The organism is Streptomyces sp. NPDC002125, assembly GCF_053593715.1.
Window position 1 is genome coordinate 1 of sequence record NZ_JBSFDD010000015.1, and the last position, 22,914, is coordinate 22,914.

Annotated in this window: 18 protein-coding genes; 7 read left to right on the forward strand and 11 right to left on the reverse strand. The window is 69.9% G+C overall.

Features of this window, described 5'->3' with window-relative positions:
- Positions 1–103: 103 nt before the first annotated feature.
- Both ACWCQM_RS24065 and ACWCQM_RS24070 read right to left on the reverse strand, forming a co-directional pair.
- A complete protein-coding gene (locus ACWCQM_RS24065) occupies positions 104–781 on the reverse strand; it encodes a potassium channel family protein (protein ID WP_073748168.1) in 678 nt (225 codons plus the stop codon).
- The gene (locus ACWCQM_RS24070) at positions 781–1,449 is read right to left on the reverse strand and encodes a potassium channel family protein (protein WP_073748169.1); all 669 of its coding nucleotides are present in this window, start codon (positions 1,447–1,449) and stop codon (positions 781–783) included. The genes ACWCQM_RS24065 and ACWCQM_RS24070 overlap by 1 nt, the downstream gene beginning before the upstream one ends.
- A gap of 368 nt (positions 1,450–1,817) precedes the next feature.
- Here ACWCQM_RS24070 and ACWCQM_RS24075 point away from each other — a divergent pair, with 368 nt between their 5' ends.
- Both ACWCQM_RS24075 and ACWCQM_RS24080 read left to right on the forward strand, forming a co-directional pair.
- Entirely contained in the window at positions 1,818–3,875 is a 2,058-nt protein-coding gene (locus tag ACWCQM_RS24075; protein WP_450917215.1) for an APC family permease, read from the forward strand.
- A gap of 106 nt (positions 3,876–3,981) precedes the next feature.
- A complete protein-coding gene (locus tag ACWCQM_RS24080) occupies positions 3,982–5,355 on the forward strand; it encodes a class I SAM-dependent RNA methyltransferase (protein WP_450917216.1) in 1,374 nt (457 codons plus the stop codon).
- A 284-nt stretch (positions 5,356–5,639) separates the two neighbouring features.
- Here the strand turns inward: ACWCQM_RS24080 and ACWCQM_RS24085 are convergent, their stop codons facing one another.
- Complete coding sequence (locus ACWCQM_RS24085; RefSeq protein WP_450917217.1) at positions 5,640–5,810, reverse strand: hypothetical protein; 171 nt, start codon at positions 5,808–5,810, stop codon at positions 5,640–5,642.
- Between the two features lie 26 nt (positions 5,811–5,836).
- Complete coding sequence (locus ACWCQM_RS24090) at positions 5,837–6,061, reverse strand: hypothetical protein (protein ID WP_450917218.1); 225 nt, start codon at positions 6,059–6,061, stop codon at positions 5,837–5,839.
- A 369-nt stretch (positions 6,062–6,430) separates the two neighbouring features.
- Here ACWCQM_RS24090 and ACWCQM_RS24095 point away from each other — a divergent pair, with 369 nt between their 5' ends.
- The gene (locus tag ACWCQM_RS24095; protein ID WP_401750485.1) at positions 6,431–6,877 is read left to right on the forward strand and encodes an Lrp/AsnC family transcriptional regulator; all 447 of its coding nucleotides are present in this window, start codon (positions 6,431–6,433) and stop codon (positions 6,875–6,877) included.
- Positions 6,878–7,005: 128 nt separating this feature from the next.
- Here the strand turns inward: ACWCQM_RS24095 and ACWCQM_RS24100 are convergent, their stop codons facing one another.
- Positions 7,006–9,729, reverse strand: coding sequence for a LuxR C-terminal-related transcriptional regulator (locus tag ACWCQM_RS24100; RefSeq protein ID WP_450917219.1), 2,724 nt, complete (start codon positions 9,727–9,729; stop codon positions 7,006–7,008).
- A 178-nt stretch (positions 9,730–9,907) separates the two neighbouring features.
- On the opposite strand from ACWCQM_RS24100, the gene ACWCQM_RS24105 reads away from it, so the two are divergent.
- The gene (locus tag ACWCQM_RS24105; protein WP_450917220.1) at positions 9,908–12,055 is read left to right on the forward strand and encodes a M4 family metallopeptidase; all 2,148 of its coding nucleotides are present in this window, start codon (positions 9,908–9,910) and stop codon (positions 12,053–12,055) included.
- Positions 12,056–12,568: 513 nt separating this feature from the next.
- Here ACWCQM_RS24105 and ACWCQM_RS24110 read toward each other — a convergent pair.
- From ACWCQM_RS24110 to ACWCQM_RS24125, 4 genes are all read right to left on the reverse strand, one after another.
- A complete protein-coding gene (locus ACWCQM_RS24110) occupies positions 12,569–14,977 on the reverse strand; it encodes a PA14 domain-containing protein (protein WP_450917221.1) in 2,409 nt (802 codons plus the stop codon).
- Positions 14,978–15,207: 230 nt separating this feature from the next.
- On the reverse strand, positions 15,208–15,621 hold the full coding sequence (locus ACWCQM_RS24115; protein ID WP_450917222.1) for a restriction system modified-DNA reader domain-containing protein: 414 nt from the start codon (positions 15,619–15,621) through the stop codon (positions 15,208–15,210).
- 81 nt (positions 15,622–15,702) lie between these two features.
- Positions 15,703–15,981 (reverse strand): DUF4357 domain-containing protein, encoded by a 279-nt coding sequence (locus ACWCQM_RS24120; protein WP_450917223.1) that lies wholly within the window; start codon positions 15,979–15,981, stop codon positions 15,703–15,705.
- A 58-nt stretch (positions 15,982–16,039) separates the two neighbouring features.
- Positions 16,040–16,513, reverse strand: a complete 474-nt coding sequence (locus ACWCQM_RS24125) for an ATP-binding protein (protein ID WP_450917224.1) — start codon at positions 16,511–16,513, stop codon at positions 16,040–16,042.
- A 147-nt stretch (positions 16,514–16,660) separates the two neighbouring features.
- Between ACWCQM_RS24125 and ACWCQM_RS24130 the strand changes: the two genes are divergently transcribed.
- The gene (locus ACWCQM_RS24130; protein WP_450917225.1) at positions 16,661–17,500 is read left to right on the forward strand and encodes a helix-turn-helix domain-containing protein; all 840 of its coding nucleotides are present in this window, start codon (positions 16,661–16,663) and stop codon (positions 17,498–17,500) included.
- Positions 17,497–17,700: a DUF397 domain-containing protein gene (locus ACWCQM_RS24135; RefSeq protein ID WP_450917226.1), complete on the forward strand. Its 204-nt coding sequence runs from the start codon at positions 17,497–17,499 to the stop codon at positions 17,698–17,700. Before ACWCQM_RS24130 ends, ACWCQM_RS24135 begins: the two co-directional genes overlap by 4 nt.
- A 101-nt stretch (positions 17,701–17,801) precedes the next feature.
- Here ACWCQM_RS24135 and ACWCQM_RS24140 read toward each other — a convergent pair whose 3' ends face one another.
- Together ACWCQM_RS24140 and ACWCQM_RS24145 are read right to left on the reverse strand one after the other, a co-directional pair.
- Positions 17,802–20,558 carry an AAA family ATPase gene (locus ACWCQM_RS24140; RefSeq protein WP_450917227.1) on the reverse strand — a complete coding sequence of 919 codons (2,757 nt, stop codon included), beginning with the start codon at positions 20,556–20,558 and terminating at the stop codon, positions 17,802–17,804.
- Positions 20,559–21,185: 627 nt separating this feature from the next.
- The gene (locus ACWCQM_RS24145; RefSeq protein ID WP_450917228.1) at positions 21,186–21,494 is read right to left on the reverse strand and encodes a hypothetical protein; all 309 of its coding nucleotides are present in this window, start codon (positions 21,492–21,494) and stop codon (positions 21,186–21,188) included.
- A 491-nt stretch (positions 21,495–21,985) separates the two neighbouring features.
- Here ACWCQM_RS24145 and ACWCQM_RS24150 point away from each other — a divergent pair, with 491 nt between their 5' ends.
- On the forward strand, positions 21,986–22,900 hold the full coding sequence (locus ACWCQM_RS24150; protein WP_450917229.1) for an MBL fold metallo-hydrolase: 915 nt from the start codon (positions 21,986–21,988) through the stop codon (positions 22,898–22,900).
- Positions 22,901–22,914 lie beyond the last annotated feature (14 nt).

The window sequence follows — 22,914 nt, forward strand, 5'->3', positions numbered from 1 at the left end:
GGGTGACCACGCCCGGCTCGACCGGCTCCAGGCCGTCGAGGAACGTCGCGATCCTCTCAGGACTCCGCAGGTGGTACCCGGGGCCCCTCTCTCATGCGCCCGCTCAGTCCTCGGCCGGCTCCCGGCGGACCGACAGCAGGTCCTCCAGCTGCTCCTCGCGCGCCTGGGCGGCCACGAACAGCAGCTCGTCACCGGCCTCCAGGGTCTCCTCGGGGCTCGGGGTCAGCACCCGCGTACCGCGGATGATCGTGACGAGTGAGGTGTCCTCGGGCCAGGCGACATCGCTCACCCGGATGCCGGCCATCGCCGACTCCGGGGGCAGCGTCAGCTCGACCAGGTTGGCGTCGCCGTGGCTGAACCGCAGCAGCCGCACGAGATCGCCGACGCTCACGGCCTCCTCGACCAGGGCGGACATCAGACGCGGCGTGGAGACCGCGACGTCGACGCCCCAGGATTCGTTGAACAGCCACTCGTTCTTCGGGTTGTTCACCCGCGCCACGACCCTCGGCACGCCGTACTCGGTCTTCGCGAGCAACGAGACGACCAGGTTGACCTTGTCGTCGCCCGTCGAGGCGATCACGACGTTGCACCGCTGGAGCGCGGCCTCGTCGAGGGACGTGATCTCACAGGCGTCCGCGAGAAGCCACTCGGCCATCGGGACCCGCTCCACCGAGATGGCGGTCGGTGCCTTGTCGATCAGCAGCACCTCGTGCCCGTTCTCCAGGAGCTCGGCCGCGATGGAACGGCCCACCGCGCCGGCCCCGGCAATCGCCACGCGCATCAGTGACCGCCCTCCTCGGGACCTTCGGCAAAGGCCTCCTCGACCTTCGCGATCTCGTCCGTACGCATCATCACGTGGACCAGGTCGCCCTCCTGCAGAACCGTCTGCGACGTGGGCAGTATGGCCTCACCCAGGCGGGTGAGGAAGGCGACCCGTACGCCCGTCTCCTCCTGCAGTGTGCTGATCTTGTGGCCGATCCAGGACGGCGTCGTGTGCACCTCGGCGAGCTGCACACCACCGCTCGGGTCACGCCACAGCGGCTCGGCGCCCGACGGCAGGAGCCGCCGCAGCATCTGGTCCGCCGTCCAGCGGACCGTGGCCACCGTGGGGATGCCCAGACGCTGGTAGACCTCGGCACGCCGGGGGTCGTAGATGCGCGCCGCGACGTTCTCGATGCCGAACATCTCGCGCGCCACCCGGGCGGCGATGATGTTGGAGTTGTCGCCGCTGCTGACGGCGGCGAAGGCCCCGGCCTCCTCGATACCCGCCTCGCGCAGGGTGTCCTGGTCGAAACCGACCCCGCTGACCCGCCGTCCGCCGAACCCCGCACCGAGGCGGCGGAACGCCGTGGGGTCCTGGTCGATCACGGCGACCGTGTGCCCCTGCTGCTCCAGGGTCTGCGCGAGAGCGGCTCCGACACGCCCGCAGCCCATGATGACGATGTGCACCTTGCGCCTACCTCGCCGTCCTGGTCATCCGGATGACCTGCGAAAACACCCTGCTCACACTTCTCTCTCAGCTTGCGGGGCAAACAACGGGGCAAGCGCCGTCGGCGTTGCCCGGGGATGAGCTTATGCGGCGGCATCCGCACCGCCTCATCCGAGTGTGCGTATCCGAGGGCCCCATGAGCAAAAGGGGGACCCGCCCGAGGAGGCGGGAGAAGGCGATCCGGGGGTGTCCACCCACCCGGACCGCAAGGATTTCGTTAAGGATTCCATGGACTTTTCCGGTGAGGGCGGGTAATTATGAAGGTTTTCCGGGCGCGGAGGGGGTGGTGCCTCGGCGGCGTGTCCCGCGAGCGCTTACGATCCTCCCCGTGTCCAAACTGACCGACGTGCCCAAACGGATCCTGATCGGCCGGGCGCTGCGCAGCGACAAGCTGGGGGAAACGCTCCTCCCCAAGCGCATCGCGCTCCCCGTCTTCGCGTCCGACCCACTGTCCTCCGTTGCGTACGCCCCGGGAGAAGTGCTCCTGGTGCTCTCCATCGCGGGCGTGTCGGCGTACCACTTCAGCCCGTGGATCGCGGTCGCCGTCGTGGTCCTGATGTTCACGGTCGTCGCCTCGTACCGGCAGAACGTGCGTGCCTACCCGAGCGGCGGCGGCGACTACGAGGTCGCCAACACCAACCTCGGGCCCAAGGCCGGCCTGACCGTCGCCAGCGCCCTCCTCGTCGACTACGTGCTCACCGTCGCCGTGTCGATCTCCTCCGGTGTGGAGAACCTCGGCTCCGCCATCCCCTTCGTCGTCGAGCACAAGACGTTCTGCGCCATCGGCGCCATCGTGCTGCTGACCCTGATGAACCTCCGGGGCGTCAAGGAGTCCGGCAAGCTCTTCGCGATCCCGACGTACCTCTTCGTGGTCGGCGTCTTCGCCATGATCCTCTGGGGTGCGTTCCGTGGGCTGGTCCTCGGCGACACCATGCACGCCCCGACCTCCGACTACGAGATCAAGCCGGAGCACCAGGGCCTTGCCGGCTTCGCACTCGTGTTCCTGCTGCTGCGCGCCTTCTCCTCCGGCTGTGCAGCGCTCACCGGCGTCGAGGCGATCAGCAACGGCGTCCCCGCCTTCCGCAAGCCGAAGAGCAAGAACGCCGCGACCACCCTCGCGGCGATGGGGCTCCTGGCCGTCACCATGTTCTGCGGCATCATCGGCCTCGCCATGGCCACCGACGTGAAGATGGCGGAGAACCCGGCGAAGGACCTCATCCACAACGGCGCCGCCGTCGGCGCGAGCTTCGTCCAGGACCCCGTGATCTCGCAGGTCGCCGCGGCCGTCTTCGGCGACGGGACCTTCCTCTTCGTCTTCCTGGCGGCGGCCACCGCACTCGTGCTCTTCCTCGCCGCCAACACCGCGTACAACGGCTTCCCGCTCCTCGGCTCGATCCTCGCCCAGGACCGCTACCTGCCCCGCCAGCTGCACACCCGCGGCGACCGGCTGGCCTTCTCCAACGGCATCGTGCTGCTGGCCGGAGCCGCGATCCTGCTCGTATGGATCTACGGGGCCGACTCGACCCGGCTCATCCAGCTGTACATCGTCGGCGTCTTCGTCTCCTTCACGCTGAGCCAGACCGGCATGGTGCGGCACTGGAACCGCCATCTGCGCACCGAGAAGGACCCGGCCGCACGGCGCCACATGATCCGCTCCCGCGCGATCAACACCTTCGGCGCGTTCTTCACCGGCCTGGTGCTGGTCGTGGTCCTGGCCACCAAGTTCACCCACGGTGCCTGGGTCGCGCTGCTCGGCATGGTGATCTTCTTCGGCACGATGACCGCGATCCGCAAGCACTACGACCGGGTCGCCGAGGAGATCGCCGCGGCCGACACCCCGTCCGACGACACGGCCAGGCCCTCCCGGGTCCACTCGATCGTCCTGGTCTCCCGCATCCACCGCCCCACGCTGCGCGCGCTCGCGTACGCGAAGCTGGTGCGCTCGGACCAGCTTGAGGCGCTGTCCATCAGCGTCGACCCGGACGAGACCAAGGCGCTCCGGGAGGACTGGGAGCGGCGCGGCATCGACATCCCGCTCAAGATCCTCGACTCGCCGTACCGCGAGGTCACCCGGCCGGTCATCGAGTACGTGAAGAGCCTCCGCAAGGACCGGCCCCGCGATGTGATCAGCGTCTACATCCCGGAGTACGTGGTCGGCCACTGGTACGAGCACCTGCTGCACAACCAGAGTGCGCTGCGGCTCAAGGGCCGGCTCCTGTTCACTCCGGGCGTGATGGTGACCTCGGTGCCGTACCAGCTGGAGTCCTCCGAGGCCGCGAAGGTGCGCGCCAGGCGCCGCGCGGACTGGAACGCGCCGGGCTCGGTGCGCCGCGGGCCCGTCGAGCGGCGGCACAACAAGGAGTCCGGCACCAAGAGCCAGAGCTGACGCGCTCCACCGCTCGTGGTAAGCGGTCGGCCGGCACCCACGTAGACTCGTAGGTTGTTGTCCGGCCGCTTTCCCGTTTCCCCTTGATCTCTGGAGCCACCCCCTCATGCAGAACGAATCCACCTCGTCGCAGACCGGGGAGCCGCAGACCGGGGAGCCGCAGGGCGGGGAGTCGCTCGTCGGCCGGGAGTACGAGGTCGAGGTCGGCCCCGTCGCCCACGGCGGCCACTGCATCGCCCGCACCTCCGAGGGCCAGGTCCTCTTCGTGCGCCACACCCTGCCCGGCGAGAAGGTCGTCGCCCGGGTCACCGAGGGCGAGGCCAGCTCGCGCTTCCTGCGCGCCGACGCGGTCACGGTGATCGACGCGTCCAAGGACCGTGTCGAGGCCCCCTGTCCCTACGCGGGCCCCGGCAAGTGCGGCGGCTGCGACTGGCAGCACGCCAAGCCCGGCGCGCAGCGCCGCCTCAAGGGTGAGGTGATCGCCGAGCAGCTCCAGCGCCTCGCGGGCCTCACGCCCGAGGAGGCCGGCTGGGACGGCACGGTCATGCCCGCCGAGGGCGACAAGCTCCCGCCCGGCGAGGTGCCCGCCTGGCGCACCCGCGTCCAGTACGCCGTCGACGCGGACGGCCTGGTCGGACTGCGCAAGCACCGCTCGCACGAGGTCCAGCCGGTCGACCACTGCATGATCGCCGCCCCGGGCGTCTCCGAGCTCGGCATCGAGAAGCAGGACTGGCCGCAGATGGCCACGGTGGAGGCCATCTCCGCCACCGGCTCCCACGACCGCCAGGTCATCCTGACCCCGCGCGAGGGCGGCCGGCTCCCGCTGGTCGAGCTGGACAAGCCGGTCTCCGTGATGCGCGTCGACGAGAAGGACGGCGGCGTGCACCGCGTCCACGGCCGCGCCTTCGTGCGCGAGCGCGCCGACGACCGTACGTACCGCGTCGGCTCGGGCGGCTTCTGGCAGGTCCACCCGCAGGCGGCCAACACCCTGGTCCGCGCGGTCATGCAGGGGCTGCTGCCCCGCAAGAACGACACCGCCCTCGACCTCTACTGCGGCGTCGGCCTGTTCGCCGGTGCCATCGGCCAGCGGATCGGCGAGAAGGGCGCGGTGCTGGGCATCGAGTCGGGCAAGCGCGCGGTCGAGGACGCCCGGCACAACCTGAAGGACCTGGACCGGGTCCGCATCGAACACGGCAAGGTCGACCAGGTCCTGCCGCGCACGGGCATCACGGAGTGCGACCTGATCGTCCTGGACCCGCCCCGTGCGGGCGCGGGCAAGGCCACGGTCAAGCAGTTGGTCGCCCTGGGCGCCCGCCGCATCGCGTACGTGGCCTGCGACCCTGCCGCGCTGGCGCGGGACATCGCTTACTTCCGGGACGGGGGGTACCGGGTGCGGACGCTGCGGGCTTTCGATCTGTTTCCGATGACGCACCACGTGGAGTGCGTCGCGATCCTAGAACCCATCGCAAAGGGTGCCTGACCTGCGGGTTTGGGTGATGTGCGTTATGTGCACTGTGGGCGTTACGGGCGATATCTTGACGCATATTCGACGCACGTGACGCACGTTTGACGCACGGATGGCTCGGTTTCTGATGGGCCGTCATATGTGCTTGACGGCCGCCAGGTGGAGTCCTCAGCTGTGCGGTCGGAGACACCTTGAGGTGGCCGGGGCACTGGCTGCCGCGCGATTGGCTGCCCTTGCCCCATCCACATTTCGGTAGTGACGTTCCGTGAGGCTAGGTGAGGTGGCCGTTCCGTGTTGCGTCAGCGGCCGTACGGGCTCCAGTGCTCGAGAAAGGGCCTGAGGTCGTCGGCTCGTGGCTCGGGATTGTCGGGCAGCAGGGGCGGCGTGTTCAGCGGGGCGAGGTGCTCCACGCGTGCTGCTGCCCAGTTGATCCATGTGTCGGCTTCGGTCCTGGTCTGGCCTGGGGGCATGGCCTCGACCCGGGTGCGTACGGCGCTTACGTACTCCGCGAGTCGGGTGGTTTGAGGGCCGCGAGGCGCCAGGCGGGGATGTCGACGAGCTTGATCTCGTACCCGCCACGGCACCAGCCTTCGTACAGTTCCTTCGTCTCCGGGATCCTCCCGAACCTGCGTGCCGCGGCGACGCGGTAGGGCCACTTCTCCAACTCCGGGCCGCTGCCGGTCTTCACGATCCGACCGCCCGCCTCCGCGAGCTCTTGCAACAGCTGTTCCGAGAACGCGCCTGTGGGAAAGGGCGCGGCTTTTTCGCCTGGCGGCCGGGATTTCCTGCGCTCGGGTGGGCGGGGGTTGCGGAGGGAGGGGGCCGGCCCCAGGATGTGGGGCCGGCCGCGGGATGCTGGGGATACCCGTGCACCTGTCACCTGGTCTGAGTCCGCGCCGTAGGGGTTGGCCGGTGCGGGCCTCCTGCCGGGGATCACCCGGCCACCACGACGATGACAGGGCGACGGTGCGCAAGCGACAGGCCGGGCATCATCACGCACATGTCGAGCGTGGTTCACTCGACCTGCAAGGAGCAACGGAGCTTTCGGCGCTTGACTCGTGCGTGGCACGCATGATTTGGAGAGTTGACCGTGGACGCGATCGACCGTCACATACTGAACATCCTCCGCAAGGACGGGCGAGCGCCCGTGTCTGAGATCGCGCGTGCTGTGGGACTCTCGGCGGCTCCGTGCGCCCGCCGCATCGAGCGCATGGAGAGGGAGGGCGTGATTCGCGGCTACACGGCGGTCATCGAGGACAGCCGGGCGGGCATGCTTCAGGCGTTCATCGAGATCCGTCTGCTCGGCGCGACCGACAGCGACGAGATCCAGGGCATCGCCGAGAGCATCCCGGAGATCGAGGAGAGCCACAGCATCGCCGGTACCTCCGACGCCCTGCTCAGGCTCCGGGTCCGGGACGTGAAGCATCTTCAGCAGGTGATCAATGCCGTACGCCGGACCGGCAAGGTGGAGGGCACCAGGACCTTCATCATCATGAACACCTGGACACGCGCGACCGAACAGGCCGGTACCCCGTAATCCCGAAACGACGTCGTGCCGTGGCCCGGGTCGTCCGCCTGCCGACCGCGGACTCTATCGGTGGTGTGGGCCCGACGTCGTCGCCCGGTACACGACTGAACCCGGTGGATTCCGGGCTGTCGGGCGGGTTACTCACGTGCTGGTGTGACGGTGTGCGCGAGTTGGAAGCGTGAGTGCAGGCCGAGTTTCCGGTAGACGCGGGTGAGGGTCGCCTCGACCGTCTTGACGCTGACGGTGAGGGTGGTGGCGATGTCGCGGTTGCTCGCTCCGGCGGCGGCGAGTTCGGCGCAGCGCTGCTCGGCGGAGGTGAGGCGGGGGTGGGCGTCTCCACCCGTGGGGACGGCTTCCAGCCGGCGGAGGGTGTGCGCGGCGGTTTCGGCCCACGGGTGTGCTTGGTGGGCGGTGAAGAGGTCGGCGGCGCTTTGCGCGGCGGCGCGGGCGCTGGCGCGGCGGCGCCCGCGTCGTTCGGTGTGGCTGAGCGCCAGGAGGGTCCTGCCGCGTTCGAGGGGGAGGTGGCGGAGCCGGTCGGCCGCATCGTTGAGGCGTCGGGCCGCGGTGTCGTAGTGGCCGCGGGCGGCGTCCAGAAGTGCCTGGGAGCGTTCGAGGGGGGGAAGGACGGTGTCCCTACCGAGGTCGGTCGCGGTGCGGCGGGTGTCGTCCAGGAGGCTCTGTGCCTGGTCGAGGCGCCCGAGGGCGATGAGGGTCTCGGCGAGTTCGGGGTGCCAGCGCAGGATGGACGGGTCGCGGACCTGCTGGAACCGCTCCAGGGCGCGGACCTCCTCCAGGGCCTCCAGGGCTTCTTTGGGGTGACCGGTGGCCAGGAGGAGGTGGCCGAGGGCGAAGAGGTTGCGGGAGAGGAAGACCTTGTTGTCCTCTCGCCGGGCGGTATCGACTCCGCGGCGTGCGTGGGCGAGGGCGAGATCGGTGCGGCGGGCGGCGCCCTCGACGAGAGCGGAGGTGTAACAGGCCGGTGCGGCCGACAGTGCGGTCCCGTCGGTTAGTGCCTGGGCGCGGTGGGCGTGGTCGAGTGCTCTGGTGCACCGTCCGGCGCGGAGTTCGGCCTCGGCGAGGCTGCGCAGGATGTCCACGGTCGCCTCGGCGTCTCCCGTCCGCTCGGCTTCGACGAGCAGGGGAAGCAGCGTGGTGCGGGCCTCGTCCGGCTGGTCGTCGAAGAGGGCGTGCCGGGCCGCGAGGTGCTGAGGTGTGCCGTTGACCGGGATGGAGGCGGCGCGTGGCAGGGACAGGGCACGGCTGAGGGTGGTCCCGGCGTCGAGGTGACCGAGGACGCGTTGAAAGCGAGCCTGCATCGTGAGGGCCATGGCGGTGGTGGCCATGTCACCGGCGGTCTCGGCGAGGGCGGTGGCCCGGCCGGCCAGGGCGCACGCCCGGTGGGGGTCGCCTTCGTTGACGTTGGCCCAGACGGACTGGCGGATGAGGAGCTGGGCCGTGAGGTCGGGTCGTCCGGCCGCCGCGCGGAGTGCGCCGGCGAACAGTTCGTCCGCGCTGTACAGGTGCTGGCCGCTTGCGTCGATCAGGGCGATGAGGGCGTCGACGCGCTGATCGGGGGTGGTGTCGTGGCCCAGGACGAGGCGGGCAGCGGCCCGAGCGCGGGGGAGGTCGCCGTAGTGGGCGGCGTCGCGTACGGCGGTCAGGGCCCGTTCGGTGAGCAGTTCGCCGTGGTCGTGCGAGGTGCGCTGGGCAGCGAGGAGGGAGAGTTCGGCGGCCAGCGCGTGGTCGCCGCGCTGCCGGGCCCGTACGGCGGCGCGGGCGGCGCGGTGGGCCGAGCGCGGGTCGGCGCCGTCGGCCGCCAGCACGGTGTGCCGGTCGCGGCGGACGCTGTCGGGGCTGGCCTCGGCCAGGCGGGCGTGCAGAAGTCTGCGCGCGTCGCCCGGCAGCCGCGTCGCGAGCTCCGTGCCGATCGCGGAGGCGGTGAACCGCACGCTCCCGTCCGCCCGTCCGATGTCGAGCAGTCCCGCTGCCTCGGCCTGGGCGAGGAGGGCCTCGGCTGCCGGGCCGGCGAGGCGGCCGAGCAGTTCGAGGTCGGGCCGGTCGTCCAGCGCGGCGAACGTCAGCAGTTCCCGCACCTGGGCCGGTACTTCGCCCAGCCACTCGCCCACCAGCCGGCGGGCCGTCGGCGGCAGAGCCGGCTCGCTCTCATCCTCCCGGTCCACGAGCGGCCACGGGGCGTCGGCCAGCGCCAGAGCCAGGGCCGGGTTCCCACCGCTGTGGGCGTGGACGCGCGTGACCTCGCGGGGGGCGAGCCCGTACGGGGACAGCAGGGCCACAAGCTGAGGTGCCGTCAGAGGCGGGACGGGCACCGCGTACGTGTCCTCACCGCACCAGTGGCCCGCGGCTCCCGGGCGCCAGGCGCGCTCGGCCGCGATGACGAGAAGGTCCGGGGTCAGGCGTAGCGCCCAGCCCAGGACGGCCGCACTGGCGTGGTCCAGCCACTGGGCGTTGTCCACCACCAGCGTCATGGGCGGCGCCTCCCTCAGCAGGGCAGCGGTCAGGCGGCGCAGCCGCAGCGCCCGACCGGCATCGTCCGGAGAACCGGACCGGCCGGCGGTCTCGGCGAGTGCCGCCGTCAGCTCCCGCGCGGCGGGCAGGGCCGGTAGCGCCAGCGCGAGTTCGAGCAGACCGGCACAGGCGACCCGGGCGTCCTGCGGGCCCGGGGCCAGCCGCAGGACCGGCAGGCCCGACTGCCGTCCCAGGACACCGGCCGCGGTGGTCTTGCCGCTTCCGGGCGGCCCGAACAGAACCACCCGGCGGGTGCCGTGTCCGCTTTCGGACACCTCCGGCAGCAGCAGGCCGGTCTCGTGGGACGCGTTCGTCCACATCGCAGTGTCTGGCATCGGGCCATGGTGCGCCCACCGGGGCTCCCCGTCCAGGTCAAGGGGTTTCCCCGATGTCCGCAGCCCCCCTCGTCTCTAGCCTCATGGCCACAGCCGGGCCAACTGCCGCCGAACACCCCCCGCACTCCAGGTGCCGTCCTGCGGCAACTCCCCGACGAGGCCCGGCGGAAGGATTGTCATGTACCGCAAAAATGCCCTGGCGGCCGGTGTCGCGGCAGCCCTCGCATTGGGCTCAGTGACCACGGTGGCCACCCAGTCCACCGCCGTCCCCCAGTCCGCCGCCGTCGGCACCTCCGCCGCCCAGCCCGGCGCCGGCTTCCGGGCTATGACGGCCGACACGCGCGGCGAGGCGATACGCGAGGCCGGCCGGAACGCGTCCGCGACCGCCCGCGCGCTCGGCCTGGGCCCCGAAGAGCACCTGGTGGCCAAGGACGTGCTGATCGACACCGACGGCGCCCGGCACGTGCGCTACGACCGCACCTACGACGGCCTGGCCGTGATCGGCGGCGACCTGGTCGTCCATCTGGCCAAGAACGGCGCGATCACCGGCTCGGACCTGGCGCACCAGGGCGCCATCGAGGCCGTCGGCATCACGCCGAAGCTGACGGCTGCCGACGCCTCGGCCAAGGCCGTGAAGCACGCCAAGCACGTGAGGAAGGCGAAGGCCGGCAGCAAGGACAGCACCCTGGTGGTGTACGCGGCGGGCAAGATCCCCGTCCTCGCCTACCGCTCGACCGTCACCGGCGCGGGCAAGACCGGCCCGGCCTCGCGCGAGGCGGTGATCTTGGACGCCGCGAGCGGTGCGCTGCTGGACCAGTTCGAACTGCACCAGAGCGTCACGGGCACCGGCAACGGCGTCACCGTCGGCCAGGTCTCCATCGAGACCACTCAGACCGGCAGCGGCTACACCCTCACCGACCCGGCGCACGGCGGTACGATCGTCTACGACTCCTACAACAGCCCCCAGTCGAACCCGAGACAGAACGCCAGGGCCTTCTCCAAGACCTCCAACTCCTGGGGCAACGGCACCGCGTCCAGCCGCGAGAGCGCCGCCGTGGACGCCTCCTACGGCCTGGCGAAGACCTGGGACTACTACAAGGGCTCCTTCAACCGCTCCGGCATCCGCAACGACGGCCGCGGAGCCCCCGCCTACGTCCACGTCGACAACAGCCTGGTCAACGCCTTCTACGACGACACCTGCTTCTGCATGTACTTCGGTGACGGCTCCTCGCAGAACGGCAACACGCCCGTGACCGCGGTCGACGTGGCCGGCCACGAGATGAGCCACGGCGTCACCGCCTCCACCGCCAACCTCAACTACTCCGGCGAGTCCGGCGGCCTCAACGAGGCCACCAGCGACATCTTCGGCACCATGGTCGAGTTCTACGCCAACAACGCCGCCGATCCGGGCGACTACTACATCGGCGAGAAGCTCAACATGTCCGGCGGCTACCTGCGCCGGATGGACAACCCCTCCGCCGACGGGAACTCGCTCTCCTGCTGGAACTCGGGCGCGGGCTCGGTGGACGTCCACTACTCCTCCGGCATCGCCAACCACTTCTTCTACCTGGCCGGCGAAGGCACCGGTGCGAAGACCATCGGTGGACGCTCGCACAGCGGAACCACCTGCAACAACGACACCTTCGCAGGTATCGGCAAGGACAAGGCCGCCGCAGTCTGGTACCGGGCACTGACCGCCTACATGACTTCCACCACCAATTACGCCGGTGCCCGCACCGCCACCCTGCAGGCCGCCGCCGACCTGTACGGCACCAACTCCCAGGAGAGGTACCTCGTCTCCAAGGCGTGGGCGGCCGTCAGCGTCGGCGCCGCCCTGCCCGACCCCGGCAACGGCACCCCCACCCCCGATCCGACCGATCCCCCCAGCGGAAACGCGCTGGCCAACGGCAGCTTCGAGCAGGGCACCAGCGGCTGGACCCAGAGCGACAACATCATCACCAACTCGTCCCTGCAGCCGGCCCGTGACGGGTCCTGGTACGCCTGGATGATGGGTTATGGCGCCGACGCCGTCGAGTCCGTGTCCCAGTCGAATATCGCGGTGCCCGCCACCGGTGCCCCGAAGCTCACGTTCTGGCTGAAGGTCTCCACCCAGGAGTCCGGCTACGCCGCCTACGACACCCTCAAGGTCAAGATCAACGGCACCACGCTCGCCACTTACTCCAACGCCAACGCGAGCTCCGGATACGTCCAGAAGACCGTCGACCTGTCCGCCTACAAGGGCCAGTCGGTGAAGCTGGAGTTCGCCGGCACCGAAGACACCTACCTGGCGACCGTCTTCCTGCTCGACGGCATCGCCATCGGCTGACCGGCTCCCCTCACCCCGCGCACTCCCGCGGCCGGATCCCCTTCCCGGGCGCTCCGGCCGCAGGAGCTGCGCATGCACGGGGCGGACCGGTTCCCACTCCGCGGGTCGTCCAGTGTGTTCAACACCATCTACCTATCTGCCCCGTGCATGACAGTTTAGATGTGAATGTCTCCCCGGCAGGCCAAATCGCCTCGTAAAGGGAGGAAATTCCGTTCACTCATCCCGAACCGCCCGTCAGTCACCGCTGGTGAGAGGCGGTTCGGAGATTCCCGCCCCCGGCGCACGCCTCGGGCGAGCACCCACGCTCGCCTCCCCGGCATGCGTGGAAATCGATGAGGAGAGTCCGTGCCACTCCTGCCGCGAAGAACGTCGCGCAACCGGCGAGCCGCCCTCGCCGCCATGCTCACCACCGGCCGAACGTCTCCTCTCTGGCAGTGATTGCTGCTGGACACCCGTCGACATGGCCCTGACTGAAGCGACCTTCGGTCCCCTCCCCATGTCTCCCACGTCCGGTCAGAGCCAGGAGTCCCAGATGCCGTACGCCGTCGATCGGGTCTCCGCCTCGGCGCCCGAGGCGTCGAGCCGTACGACGCGGTAGTAGTACAGGCCGAGCAGGTCCTCGTGCACCGTGGTGTCCATGTAGAACGACGTGTCACCCATGGTGCCCTCCGCCAGGGCGACGTAGGCGGCGGTGGCAGGGTCCCAGCGCTCCACGCGGTAGCTCGCGAACCGGGAACAGTCCCCGAGCCCGGAGCTCTCGGAGCAGCCTACGTACAGCTCCGGGTACTGACCCTCACGGACCTCGGACTCCGTCCAGCCCGGCGGGCGGGTGTCAGGCAGGGTGACCGAGACCTCTGCGGGGTGGAGTACGTCGAGCGCCTCGTCGTCGTGCATGAGCCGGTCGTCCGTGGCCGCCACCTTGTAGACGTGGGTGGCACCGTCGGCAACCGTCGGGCAGAGGATCTCGGTCCCGGCCAGGGAGCTGCCGGACCAGCAGTTCTCCTTCCAGACCGTCTCACCGCTCTCCGCGTCGATGACGCCCTGCCATACGTGGTAACCGGTGACGTCCGCATCGGCGGGCGGCGTCCACGTCAGCCGGACGCCGAGCGGGACACGCTCCGCAGTCAGGTCCTGGACCGGGGCAGGACGCCGCGTGTCCGGGGTGGTCTCCGTGGCGGACGGGCCCGCCTTCGACACATGTCCGTACCGGTCGGTCGTCACGACTCGGTACTCGTACGTCGTCTCCGACTTGCCCTGGACATCCCAGCAGGTGCCGTTGACCTGCTTGCGGGCGGACAGAGGAGCGTCGGCGTCCGCCCAGGTCCAGTACGTGTCCGGGTCATCCAGCGGCTGGTCCACCGAGCTGTTCGGCTTGCACCGGTCCACGATGTCGGTCTCGCCGGTCGCGGTGTCGGTCCGGATGATCTTGTACGTGGGAAGGGGCTGCTCGTCGACGGTCCACGGGTCGACGCTGCTCCACGCGACCATCACGCCCTCGTCGAACCTGTCGGCAGTGGTCTTGAACGCGGGGATCGCCTCCGGCCGGTCGGCCATCCTCAGAGTGATCTCCACCGGCGCGGCAGGGTTGCCCTTGGCGTCCAGTGAGCGCACCGCGTACCGGTAGCTGTCGGCGACGGCGGCCGACTGGAGCGGCACCACGTCGGTCAGGGTGGTGGTGCCCTTCTCGGGAAGAGCGTCGGTGTAGCCGCCGGTCGCCGGGTCGTACTGGAGGACCTGGTAGGAGGCGGCCCCGGTGACGGGCGACCACACGAGATGCGGAACGCCCGACCGGTACTCGGTGCGGAGCCCCGTGACGGCGGCGGGCGGGGTCAGGTCGGGGGTGGTGAAGGTCGTGGCGGCCGAGTACGCCGACCAGTTCCCGGCGGCGTCCTGGGCCCGCCCCCGGTAGGTGACCTTGCTGCCGTCGGCCGGGTAGCCGGTGTCGCAGATCGCCCCCTTGGTGCCGGAGTAAACGGTGATCCAGCGGTTCGTGGTGGCGTCGAGCCGCTGCATCTCGTACCGGGCGATGTCGGCGGCGTTCTGCGCGGTGGTGACCAGCTGCGGCGCCGCGTAGGGCTGGTCGGCCGGGCAGGCGTCCCATTCGACGAAGGGCGCGGCGGGCGGCGTCCTGTCGACGGTGGTGACGAGCTTGTCGGGGGTGCCGCCGGAGACATTGCCCGCCTTGTCGACGGCCCGAACCTCGTAGTAGTAGGCCGCTCCGCTCCTGGGCAACGCGCTGTCGGTGTACGACGTCGCGGTGGTCGTCGCGAGCTGCTTGCCGTACGGCGCGCCCTTCAGCCGGCGGTAGACCCTGTAACTCGCCAGGTCCATCTCCTTGCTCCTGGTCCAGGTGAGCTTGGCGGCGCCGGTGGCGGAGTTGTACGAGACGGTCATGCCCGTCGGGATGAGGGGCTTGACCTTGTCGTAGGCGGCGGAGGTACGCGGCGTATAGGCGAACCTGACACTCGCGGAACCCGTCCAGTTGACGAAGTCGAAGCGGATCGTGTGCTTGCCCGCGGGAATCGTCACGTTGACCGTCTTCTTGACGGTGGCGGAGACGTTCCTCCATACGTCGATCTTGCGGACACCGTCGACGTAGACGCGCATTCCGTCCAGGGCGGATGCCGTGAACGTGAAGGGGCCACCGGAGCCGAAGTCGCGCGTCACCGACCAGCGCACCCCGAAGTTGTTGGAGGGCACGCCGGAAACGGGGGCCCCACTGCCCCAGTTCTGGTCGATCGTGGAATCGCAGTCCGTCTTCTTCGGCGTGCCCGAGAACGTTGTGTTCGCGAAGAACTGCCGTGTGAAGACGGGGGAAGTGCAGTTCACCGCCGCAGAAGCAGGCACGGCGGTGGTGTAGAGCACTCCGCCTGCCGTGGCCAGAGCCAAGGCGGTGGCGGTCGTGCGTCTGGCTGGGTTCATCAAGTCATTCATTCCTGTTCGGCGCCGAGGTGGTCAGACGTCGCCGAACAAGACAGACAAGAGGGCCGGTTGGTTGTACGAGCAGCCGTAACGGCTCAGCCGCTGGTACCCGTCCACGGCGGGTACGCATTCACCAGGGGCTGGTTGACGCGGTTTCCTGACGGCCTGGTGACGAGAGAGTCCCCCGCCCAGCCCACCGTGCCGGCGAAATCGCCGAGAGCGAATCGTGCCTAGCTCCGGAGCGTGGAGAGGGCGGTTCCGTCCTCGGTTTCCCAGACCGTCCATCCGTTGACCGGGTAACCGGCGACACCGGCGGCGGCGGCGGACGGCGTCCCGTGGCGCGAACCGTCGTGGTCCAGCTCCAGCCGGCCGTCGGCCAGAACGGTCGCGTGGAAGGCGTCGCCGTGGTTGCGGCGCTTCCACACGAGGGACTGGCCCGCGGCGAGCTTGCCTTCCTCGATCAGTGGACGGAGAGCTCCGCGCTTCACGCGGACGACGCGTTTGCCCTTGGAGGCGCTGGCGCCGCCCTTGTCGGACAAGCCGAGCAGTCGCCGCAGAACCGTGTTCGGCGAGTCCACGAACGGCTCGGCCCTCTCCTGGAGCTGGGCGTACACCTCTTCGTCGACCTGGATCTCCCTGTCCATCGAGAAGGACCTCTTTCCACTATTTTCTCTCTGGAGAGTCTACCTCGACCTTGCCGGAGAGGGGGAGCCGAGGTGGGCGGGTTACACGGTCAGCCCGTATCGGAGCGTGGAAATGGCCTTCCCGTTCGCTGTCTTCCATGCGTCCCAGCCGTTCTCGGGGCGTCCGACGACGTGACTGGCGGCCCCTGAGGGTGTGGTGTGGCGCGTCCCGTCGATGAGGGCGAGGGTGCCGTCCGCGAGCAGGAAGGCGGTGTGCGTCTCGCCGGACTGCGGGCGCGTCCAGTGGAGGGTGGCACCGGGGCGCAGGAGCCCGCGCGAGATGAGGGTGTGGAGGCTGACGCCGGAAGGGGGGAGGTTCACGGTTTCTCCTCTGTCTATTTTCTCTCTGGAGTGAGAGTAATACAGAGTGAAACCGCGGTCAAGGGAGAAGAGCTCGGACGTCCACCTCGGCCCAGACGGTCTTGCCGGGGGCGGCGGTGCGGGGCGTGGTGCCCCAGCGGGTCGCGAGGGCCGCCACGAGGAGAAGGCCACGGCCGGCCTCGGCGTCCGGTGCGGGGGAGGAGAGGACAGGAATCCGCTCGGTACGGGTGTCGGTGACCTCGATGCGGAGGGTCGTGGCGTCGGACCCCGTGACGGCGGTGAGCCGGAGGCGGAAGTCCCGGCCGGGGACGTGGCCGTGGCGTACGGCGTTCGCGGCGAGCTCGGCGGCGATGAGGGTGACGGTGTCGTTGGCGGTCGTGTCGTACGGGTGGCCCCATTCGTGGAGCCGGTGCGAGACGAGGCGCCGGGCGAGCCGGGCACCGCGGGGGGTGGAGGTGAAGCGCATGTCGAACTCCTGGCCGGGGGAGCGGAGTTCGTGGGCGGGCTTGGTGGGGTGAGTTGTGGACTTCATGCCGCCAACGGTGGCGTTGCGTGAGTACCGTTGACCAGGAGTGACGCGCGGACGCGTGTGGGCTGTATGCGTTGGTGCGGAGGGTGTCGGCGATGAGGAGCGTGACCGGCGGGACGGCCGGGGCGTTGGGTGCGGGAGGCGCGGATCATGGACGATCGGGAAGTGGAAGCCGGATACGAGGCCGAGCAGGGGGCGACGGGCATCCTTCAGGTGTTCGGGCGACAGCTGAAGCGGTTCCGGGAGTGGGCGGGCCTGGACCGGGCGGAGTTCGGGGCGAGGACGGGGTACTCGGCGGCGACCATCGCGGCGTACGAGCAGGGGCGGCGAATCCCGCCGCCGAAGTTCATCGACCAGGCGGATGAGCTGCTGGGTGCGCGCGGCATCTTGAAGGAGATGAAGGAGGAGGTCGCGAGGGCTCAGTACCCGGCGTTCTTCCGGGGTGCGGCGAAGCTGGAGAAGGAGGCGGTGGAGCTGCATGTGTACGCGGTGCAGGCGGTGCCGGGGCTGTTGCAGACGGAGGAGTACGCGCGGGCGGTGTTCGCGATGCGGCGGCCCCTGCTGGATGAGGCGATCGTTGAGGAACGCGTCGCGGCCCGACTGGCCAGGCATGAGATCTTCTCGCGCACGCCGATGCCAACCATCAGCTTCGTGATTGAGGAGTCTGTGCTGCGTCGCCCCCTGGGCGGGCGGGACGTGATGCGAGGGCAGTTGGAGCACCTGCTGCTCGTGGGACATCGCCGCAACGTGGCGATCCAGGTGATGCCAACAGAGCGTGAGGACCACGCTGGCTTGGCGGGTCCGTTCACCTTGATCGAGACGAGGGAAGGACGGAGGATCGCCTACGTGGAGGTGCTCAAGGACAGCCGCCTTCATACGGATCGGAACTCGGTGCGGGAGATCGAGGAGCAGTACGGGCTTCTCAGGGCGCAGGCCCTCACTCCGCGCGAATCGCTGGCCGTCATCGAGAAGCTGCTGGGAGAGACATGAACGTCGAAGAGTCTGTGCGGATCGTGCCGGAATCGGCTTGGTTCAAGAGCAGCTACAGCAGCGGCGAGGGAGGCGAGTGCGTGGAGGTGGCGAGCGCCGTCGGTTCGGTCCACGTCCGCGACTCGAAGAACAAAGCTCGGGCCATGCTGAGCTTCGACGCGGAGCAGTGGGCGACGTTCCTCGCCTTCGCGTCGCACTGAACCTGTACGACAACGCGGGCTGCGCCAGCCTCGGTTGGCGCAGCCCGACCGTCTTCGGCCCCCGGCTCCGAAACCCCGGCATTCGCCTCGCCGAGACCCGCTCAGCCGGCCACGTCGCGGAGCTGTGAGCGGGCGGTGATGCCCAGTTTGGGGAACACCCGGTAGAGGTGGGAGCCGACCGTGCGCGGGGAGAGGAACAGTTTCTCCCCGATCTCACGGTTCGTCAGGCCGCGGGCCGCGAGCTGGACGATCTGTTGCTGTTGAGGGCTGAGTTCGGTGAAGGCACCGGGCACCACGCTGTCGGCGGCCTCGATGCCGGCGGCTCGCAGTTCTGCCTTCGCCCGCTCGACCCATGGCCGTGCGCCAAGCCGCTGGAAGGTGTCGAGTGCCGTGGTCAGCAGCGGGCGGGCCTCGGCGATGCGCCGCCGCCTCCGGAGCCACTCACCGTAGTCCAGCCGTGTCTGCGCCCGCTCGAACGGCCACTGCTCACCTGCATCGTCCGCCAGCGCCGCCCGGAAGTACGGTTCCGCGTGCTCCGGTTCGGCGACCAGGGCGCGGCCTCGGCCGAGCAGCGCGGTGAGCCGCGCCGACATGCCCGTACCCAGGCGCCGCGCCGATCGTTCCAGTAGTTCGGCGGCGTCCTCCCGCCGGCCTCGGCGGACGGCCGCCGCAGCGAGTTCGGCCAGGAGGGTGTAGGAGACGTGGTAGTGGACCGGGTCGCCCTCGTCGGTGAACGCGGAGCGGAACTGCGTGTAGGCAGTGTCGTAGTCGCCCTCGGCCACCGCCGCCAGGCCCAGGGCCCGACGCGCGAATACCGCGACGGACTTGCTTTCCAGTGGGTCGACGAGTGTCAGCGCCTGCTCGGCTCTCCGCCGCGCGTCGGCCGGCTCGCCGAGCAGCGCGAGCACCGTGGCGTCGAGTGTGTGAGCACACGCCTCGGCGTGGTCGAGTCCGGCCGACGACGCCATGGCCGCGATGTCGGCCGCCACCGAGCGGGCCTGGGCCCATCTGCCCTGCTCCAGGCGGGTCCAGCCGGCCGCGCTTCCCAGTCCGTCCGGGAGAGGTCCACGAGCCTGCCACTGGTCGAATGCCTCGTCGAAGGTCCTGGCGGCGAGCGTGGTCTGGTCGAGCAGCCAGGCGACGATGGCCAGCGCGGTCAGGCGACCGGCGTCGCCCTTGGCCTCGGCGATGAGCCCAGGAAGCGCCGGAGCGAGGAAGGCTCCTGCGCTGCTGGGGTCGGAGACGGCCAGTACCCAGGCGTGCAGGGCCGCTCCGGCGGCATGGTCGGGCACGCGTGGGAGCAGGCCCTGGATCTGTCGATGCTGGGACTCGTCGCCCGAGTAGTAACGCACCACCGCAGCCGCGGCCAGCGCGTCGAGCAGGAGGGGCGACCGGGCGTCCGCCGCCTCGTCGGCGACACGGATGAGAAGGGCGAAGGCCGCTGTGTGACGGGGGCCCAGGGACATGAGCTGTCCGGTGGCCAGAGCGGCCCTGTCCAGCAGCGCCTGGTCGCCGGTGCACTCCAGGACCGCGGCGGCCAGGTGCTCCACCCAGCCGAGTTGACCGGTGAAAACGGCGGTGGCAGCGGCTTCGGTCAGGAGACGCGCCCGGTCCTCGCGGCGCGGGCTGAGTTCCGCGGCGCGCTCCTGGGCCGCGGCAGCGGCCGCGAAGCCACCCCGGCGCCGGGCCCGGTCGGCCGTCTGCTGCAGGGCGGCCGACACGTCCTGGTCGGGGCGTATGGTCGCGGCGGCGAGGTGCCAGGCTCGGCGGTCAGGCTCCTCGCGCAGCAACTCCGCGAGGGCGAGGTGAGCCCGGCGGCGTTCCTCGAACGACGCGGCCTGGTAGACGGCGGAGCGGACGAGCGGGTGACGGAAGGAGATCCCGGACCCGTCCTGGCGTACGAGACCGGCCCGGTCCGCGGGTACCCATGCCTCGTCGTCCGCCTCCGGGAGTCCCACGGCAGCCGCCCGGGCGTCCGCCGCGTCGGCGGCCGCGAGCAGCAGCAGGATGCGGCGGGTCGGCTCCGGCAGGTCCGCCGCCTGCCCCGCGAAGATCCGCTCCAGCCGGTCGGTGACCGGCAGCGGGCCTTCCACGCCACTGCCCTCGGGGTGCCGGATCGCGGTGGCGTGGGCGAGTTCCACCAGGGCCAGCGGATTGCCGGCCGCCTCCTCGAGAATCCGCACCCGGGTTCTGCCGGTGGGGGGAGTGGGCTGCTGGTCCAGCAGCCGGTTGGCCGCCCCCGCGTCCAGCGGGCCGAGTTCGATCCGTTCGTATCCCTTGTCGAAGCCGGGCAGCGCGTCCGTGGCGCGGACTCCGATCAGCAGCGTGACGGGCTCACTGTCCATGCGTCGCGCCACGAAGGCGAGAACGTCCAGTGATCCGCGGTCGATCCACTGGGCGTCGTCGACCACCACCAGCAGCGGGGCCGTTTCCGCCAGGTCCGACAACAAGGTCAGAACCGCAAGACCGACGAGCATCGCGTCGGGAGTCTCCCCACACTCTTCGATTCCCAGGACGGCACGGAGTGCGGAGCGCTGCCGCGACGGCAGGCCCTCGGCTTCACTGAGTACCGGGCGCAGCATCTGATGAAGACCGGCGAATCCGAGGTGCGTCTCGGATTCGCTCCCCACCGTCCGCAGCACCCGGCCACCCGAGCCCCGTGCGCGATCGGCCGCTAGGCCGAGCAGGGTGCTCTTTCCGGCACCGGGATCACCCGTGACGATCAGGACGTCGCTGTGGGACCGGCCGGCGCCCGCACGCCGGACGATGTCCGCGGTCTCGGTTTCTCTGCCCACCACCGCCGGACCGGAATTCCGCGTCGAGCGCTGGTCCCCACGAGCCCTTTCATCGTTTTCCACGGATGCTCCAAGAAATCGAGATCACCCCCAGACAGTAGCGCGCGGGGGAATCGCGGCAATGTCCGCAGGAGTGGTCCCGGACCCGTCCGAGAGCAGTCACCTGACGGATACCGGACGGAGCCCTCGCGCACTGAGACTGGCGCGGCGGGCGGTGGCCGGCCAGAGCACCGAGAACCTCTCGCGGCCGTGCCCCCGCGAAAGGACCTACGGAGATCACCATGGTGGCAAGGGCAACGGCATCGTTGTGGGACCGCTTCGCCGCCTCTGACCCCGGGCTCATGCGCCTGACCTCCGCGATGCACGCCGTGCTCGGCTCAGCCGGGGCCCTGGCCGTGCTGGCAGCGCTGCGCGCACCCGAGACGGCGCTGGTGGTTGCCGGTTTCACCGCGATGTCGACGTCACTGGCGATCAGCGACCTGCATCCGCGCAACCAGCTCATCACCCTCGGGCTCGGCGCTCCGCTCTCTCTCGCGTCCCTGGCCGCCGGAGCTTGGCTGACGCCGTACCCGACGGCAGCCAAGCTGATCTCCCTGGTGGTGATCCACCTCGCCGTTCAGGCCCGTCGGTTCGGTCCACGAGGGCTTGGCCTGGGGATCTTCGGTTTCATGGCGTTCCTGCTGTCCCAGTTCACCCAGGCCCGCGCAGACCAGCTTCCGCAGCTGGGTCCGCGCGGCACACGACCTCGACCAGGCACTGGAGTCCCTCCGCGAGGCATGTCTGCCGCTCACCCATCCGCTCAATCCGCAGCGCGCCCGACGTCATCACGCCCGCCACCTGCTGGAACTTCTTGAGGCCGGTGCGTACCACGCACGGAGCCTGGCTGCCGTGGCTGAGCGTCTCCCAGCGGGCCATGTCCCGGAGTGCGCCCCCCGTTTCGCTGCCGCGGCCGACCGTGCGCGCGAGACCGTGGCCCACCTGATCCGTGTCACCGGTCACCGACCGGTGATCTCCTCTCGCACGGCACGTCCCGGAGTCGTCGGGGCGCTGTCCCTGCTCTCGGAGGAATGGCGTGGCAGCCGCGGCCAGCTGTCGCCGGAGCATCGCCTGCTGTTGCACATCGATCGCCTCGACGCGACGTTGACCGCGCTTGTGTGCGCCCTGGACCCGCTCGTCCCGGACCTCGGGCGCACCACCGTGGTTCCTTCCGAGAGTGTTGGTACCCCGTGTGAGAGGCCGTGACGGCCACCGCACACGGTACGGCCGAAAAGCGGGAGTACGAATCCGGCTGCCGTCTCCTGAACGCGGCGAGGCAGGTATCCGGGAGTCGAACTCGCGACGGCGAGCCGCCTTTCCTTTCCCCGCGCTCGCAAGAGGAAGAGCCTTGGCCGGAGCCGTACGGCACACGGGTGCAGTCACCTGACGGATACCGCGCCCGCCGGGGCCCTCCTACCGTTCTGGTCATGCCTCCGAATCCTCAGGGAAGCCCCATGGAACAGATCACGCTCGGCAATGTCTCCATCACTCGAATCCGGGAATATTACGGTTCCGTCGAAATGGAGCCTCACGCTTTCATCCCGGAAAGCTCACAGGAGGTGTGGAAGGACGGCGTTCACTGGCTGGCCCCGCATTTCCTTGATGCCGAGACGAACGTCGTGAATTCCGCGATCCAGACCTGGCTGTTGCGCAGCGGCGGCAGGACCATCCTTGTCGACACCGGTGTGGGCAACCACAAGGAGCGCCCGTACTCGCCGGTCTGGAGCCACCTGGAGACGGACTTCCTGGCCAACCTCGCCCGGGCCGGTGTCCAGCCCGAAGACGTGGACATCGTGATCAACACGCATCTCCACGTCGACCACGTCGGCTGGAACACATACCTGGACGGGCGGCAGTGGGTTCCCACCTTCCCCAACGCCACATACCTGATGCCGAAGGACGACTTCGACTTCTGGAACCCGGCGAACGGCCATCAGCCGCTGCTCGGCCGCGGCAACCAGAACGTCTTCGAGGACAGCGTGGCCCCGGTGCACCAGGCCGGCCAGACACTGCTGTGGGAGAACAGCCACCGGATCGACGCCGACCTGCGCCTGGACGCGGCTCCCGGACACACCCCCGGCTCCTCCGTGCTGACCCTCAGCTCCGGGACCGACCGCGCGGTGTTCGTCGGTGACATGCTGCACAACCCGGTGCAGATCGTCGAACCGGACGCCAACAGCTGTTTCTGCGAGGACCCCGCGGGCGCCCGCGCCACCCGTCGCAAGGTGCTGGGCTGGGCGGCCGACAACAACGCGCTTCTGATCCCCGCACACCTGGGTGGTCACGGTGCCGCCGAGATCGCGCGTAACGGCACCACCTTCGACATCAAGGGCTGGGCGCCCTTCGCCCCGTACACCGAGCAGGGCTGACAACCCCCGAAAGG

Coding starts and splice junctions, on each gene's coding strand:
- ACWCQM_RS24105 (WP_450917220.1), top strand. CDS start 9,908: ATGTACCGCAAAAATGCCCTGGCGGCCGGTGTCGCGGCAGCCCTCGCA.
- ACWCQM_RS24100 (WP_450917219.1), bottom strand. CDS start 9,729: ATGCCAGACACTGCGATGTGGACGAACGCGTCCCACGAGACCGGCCTG.
- ACWCQM_RS24085 (WP_450917217.1), bottom strand. CDS start 5,810: ATGCCCCCAGGCCAGACCAGGACCGAAGCCGACACATGGATCAACTGG.
- ACWCQM_RS24065 (WP_073748168.1), bottom strand. CDS start 781: ATGCGCGTGGCGATTGCCGGGGCCGGCGCGGTGGGCCGTTCCATCGCG.
- ACWCQM_RS24130 (WP_450917225.1), top strand. CDS start 16,661: ATGGACGATCGGGAAGTGGAAGCCGGATACGAGGCCGAGCAGGGGGCG.
- ACWCQM_RS24135 (WP_450917226.1), top strand. CDS start 17,497: ATGAACGTCGAAGAGTCTGTGCGGATCGTGCCGGAATCGGCTTGGTTC.
- ACWCQM_RS24150 (WP_450917229.1), top strand. CDS start 21,986: ATGGAACAGATCACGCTCGGCAATGTCTCCATCACTCGAATCCGGGAA.
- ACWCQM_RS24115 (WP_450917222.1), bottom strand. CDS start 15,621: ATGGACAGGGAGATCCAGGTCGACGAAGAGGTGTACGCCCAGCTCCAG.
- ACWCQM_RS24110 (WP_450917221.1), bottom strand. CDS start 14,977: ATGAACCCAGCCAGACGCACGACCGCCACCGCCTTGGCTCTGGCCACG.
- ACWCQM_RS24080 (WP_450917216.1), top strand. CDS start 3,982: ATGCAGAACGAATCCACCTCGTCGCAGACCGGGGAGCCGCAGACCGGG.
- ACWCQM_RS24125 (WP_450917224.1), bottom strand. CDS start 16,513: ATGAAGTCCACAACTCACCCCACCAAGCCCGCCCACGAACTCCGCTCC.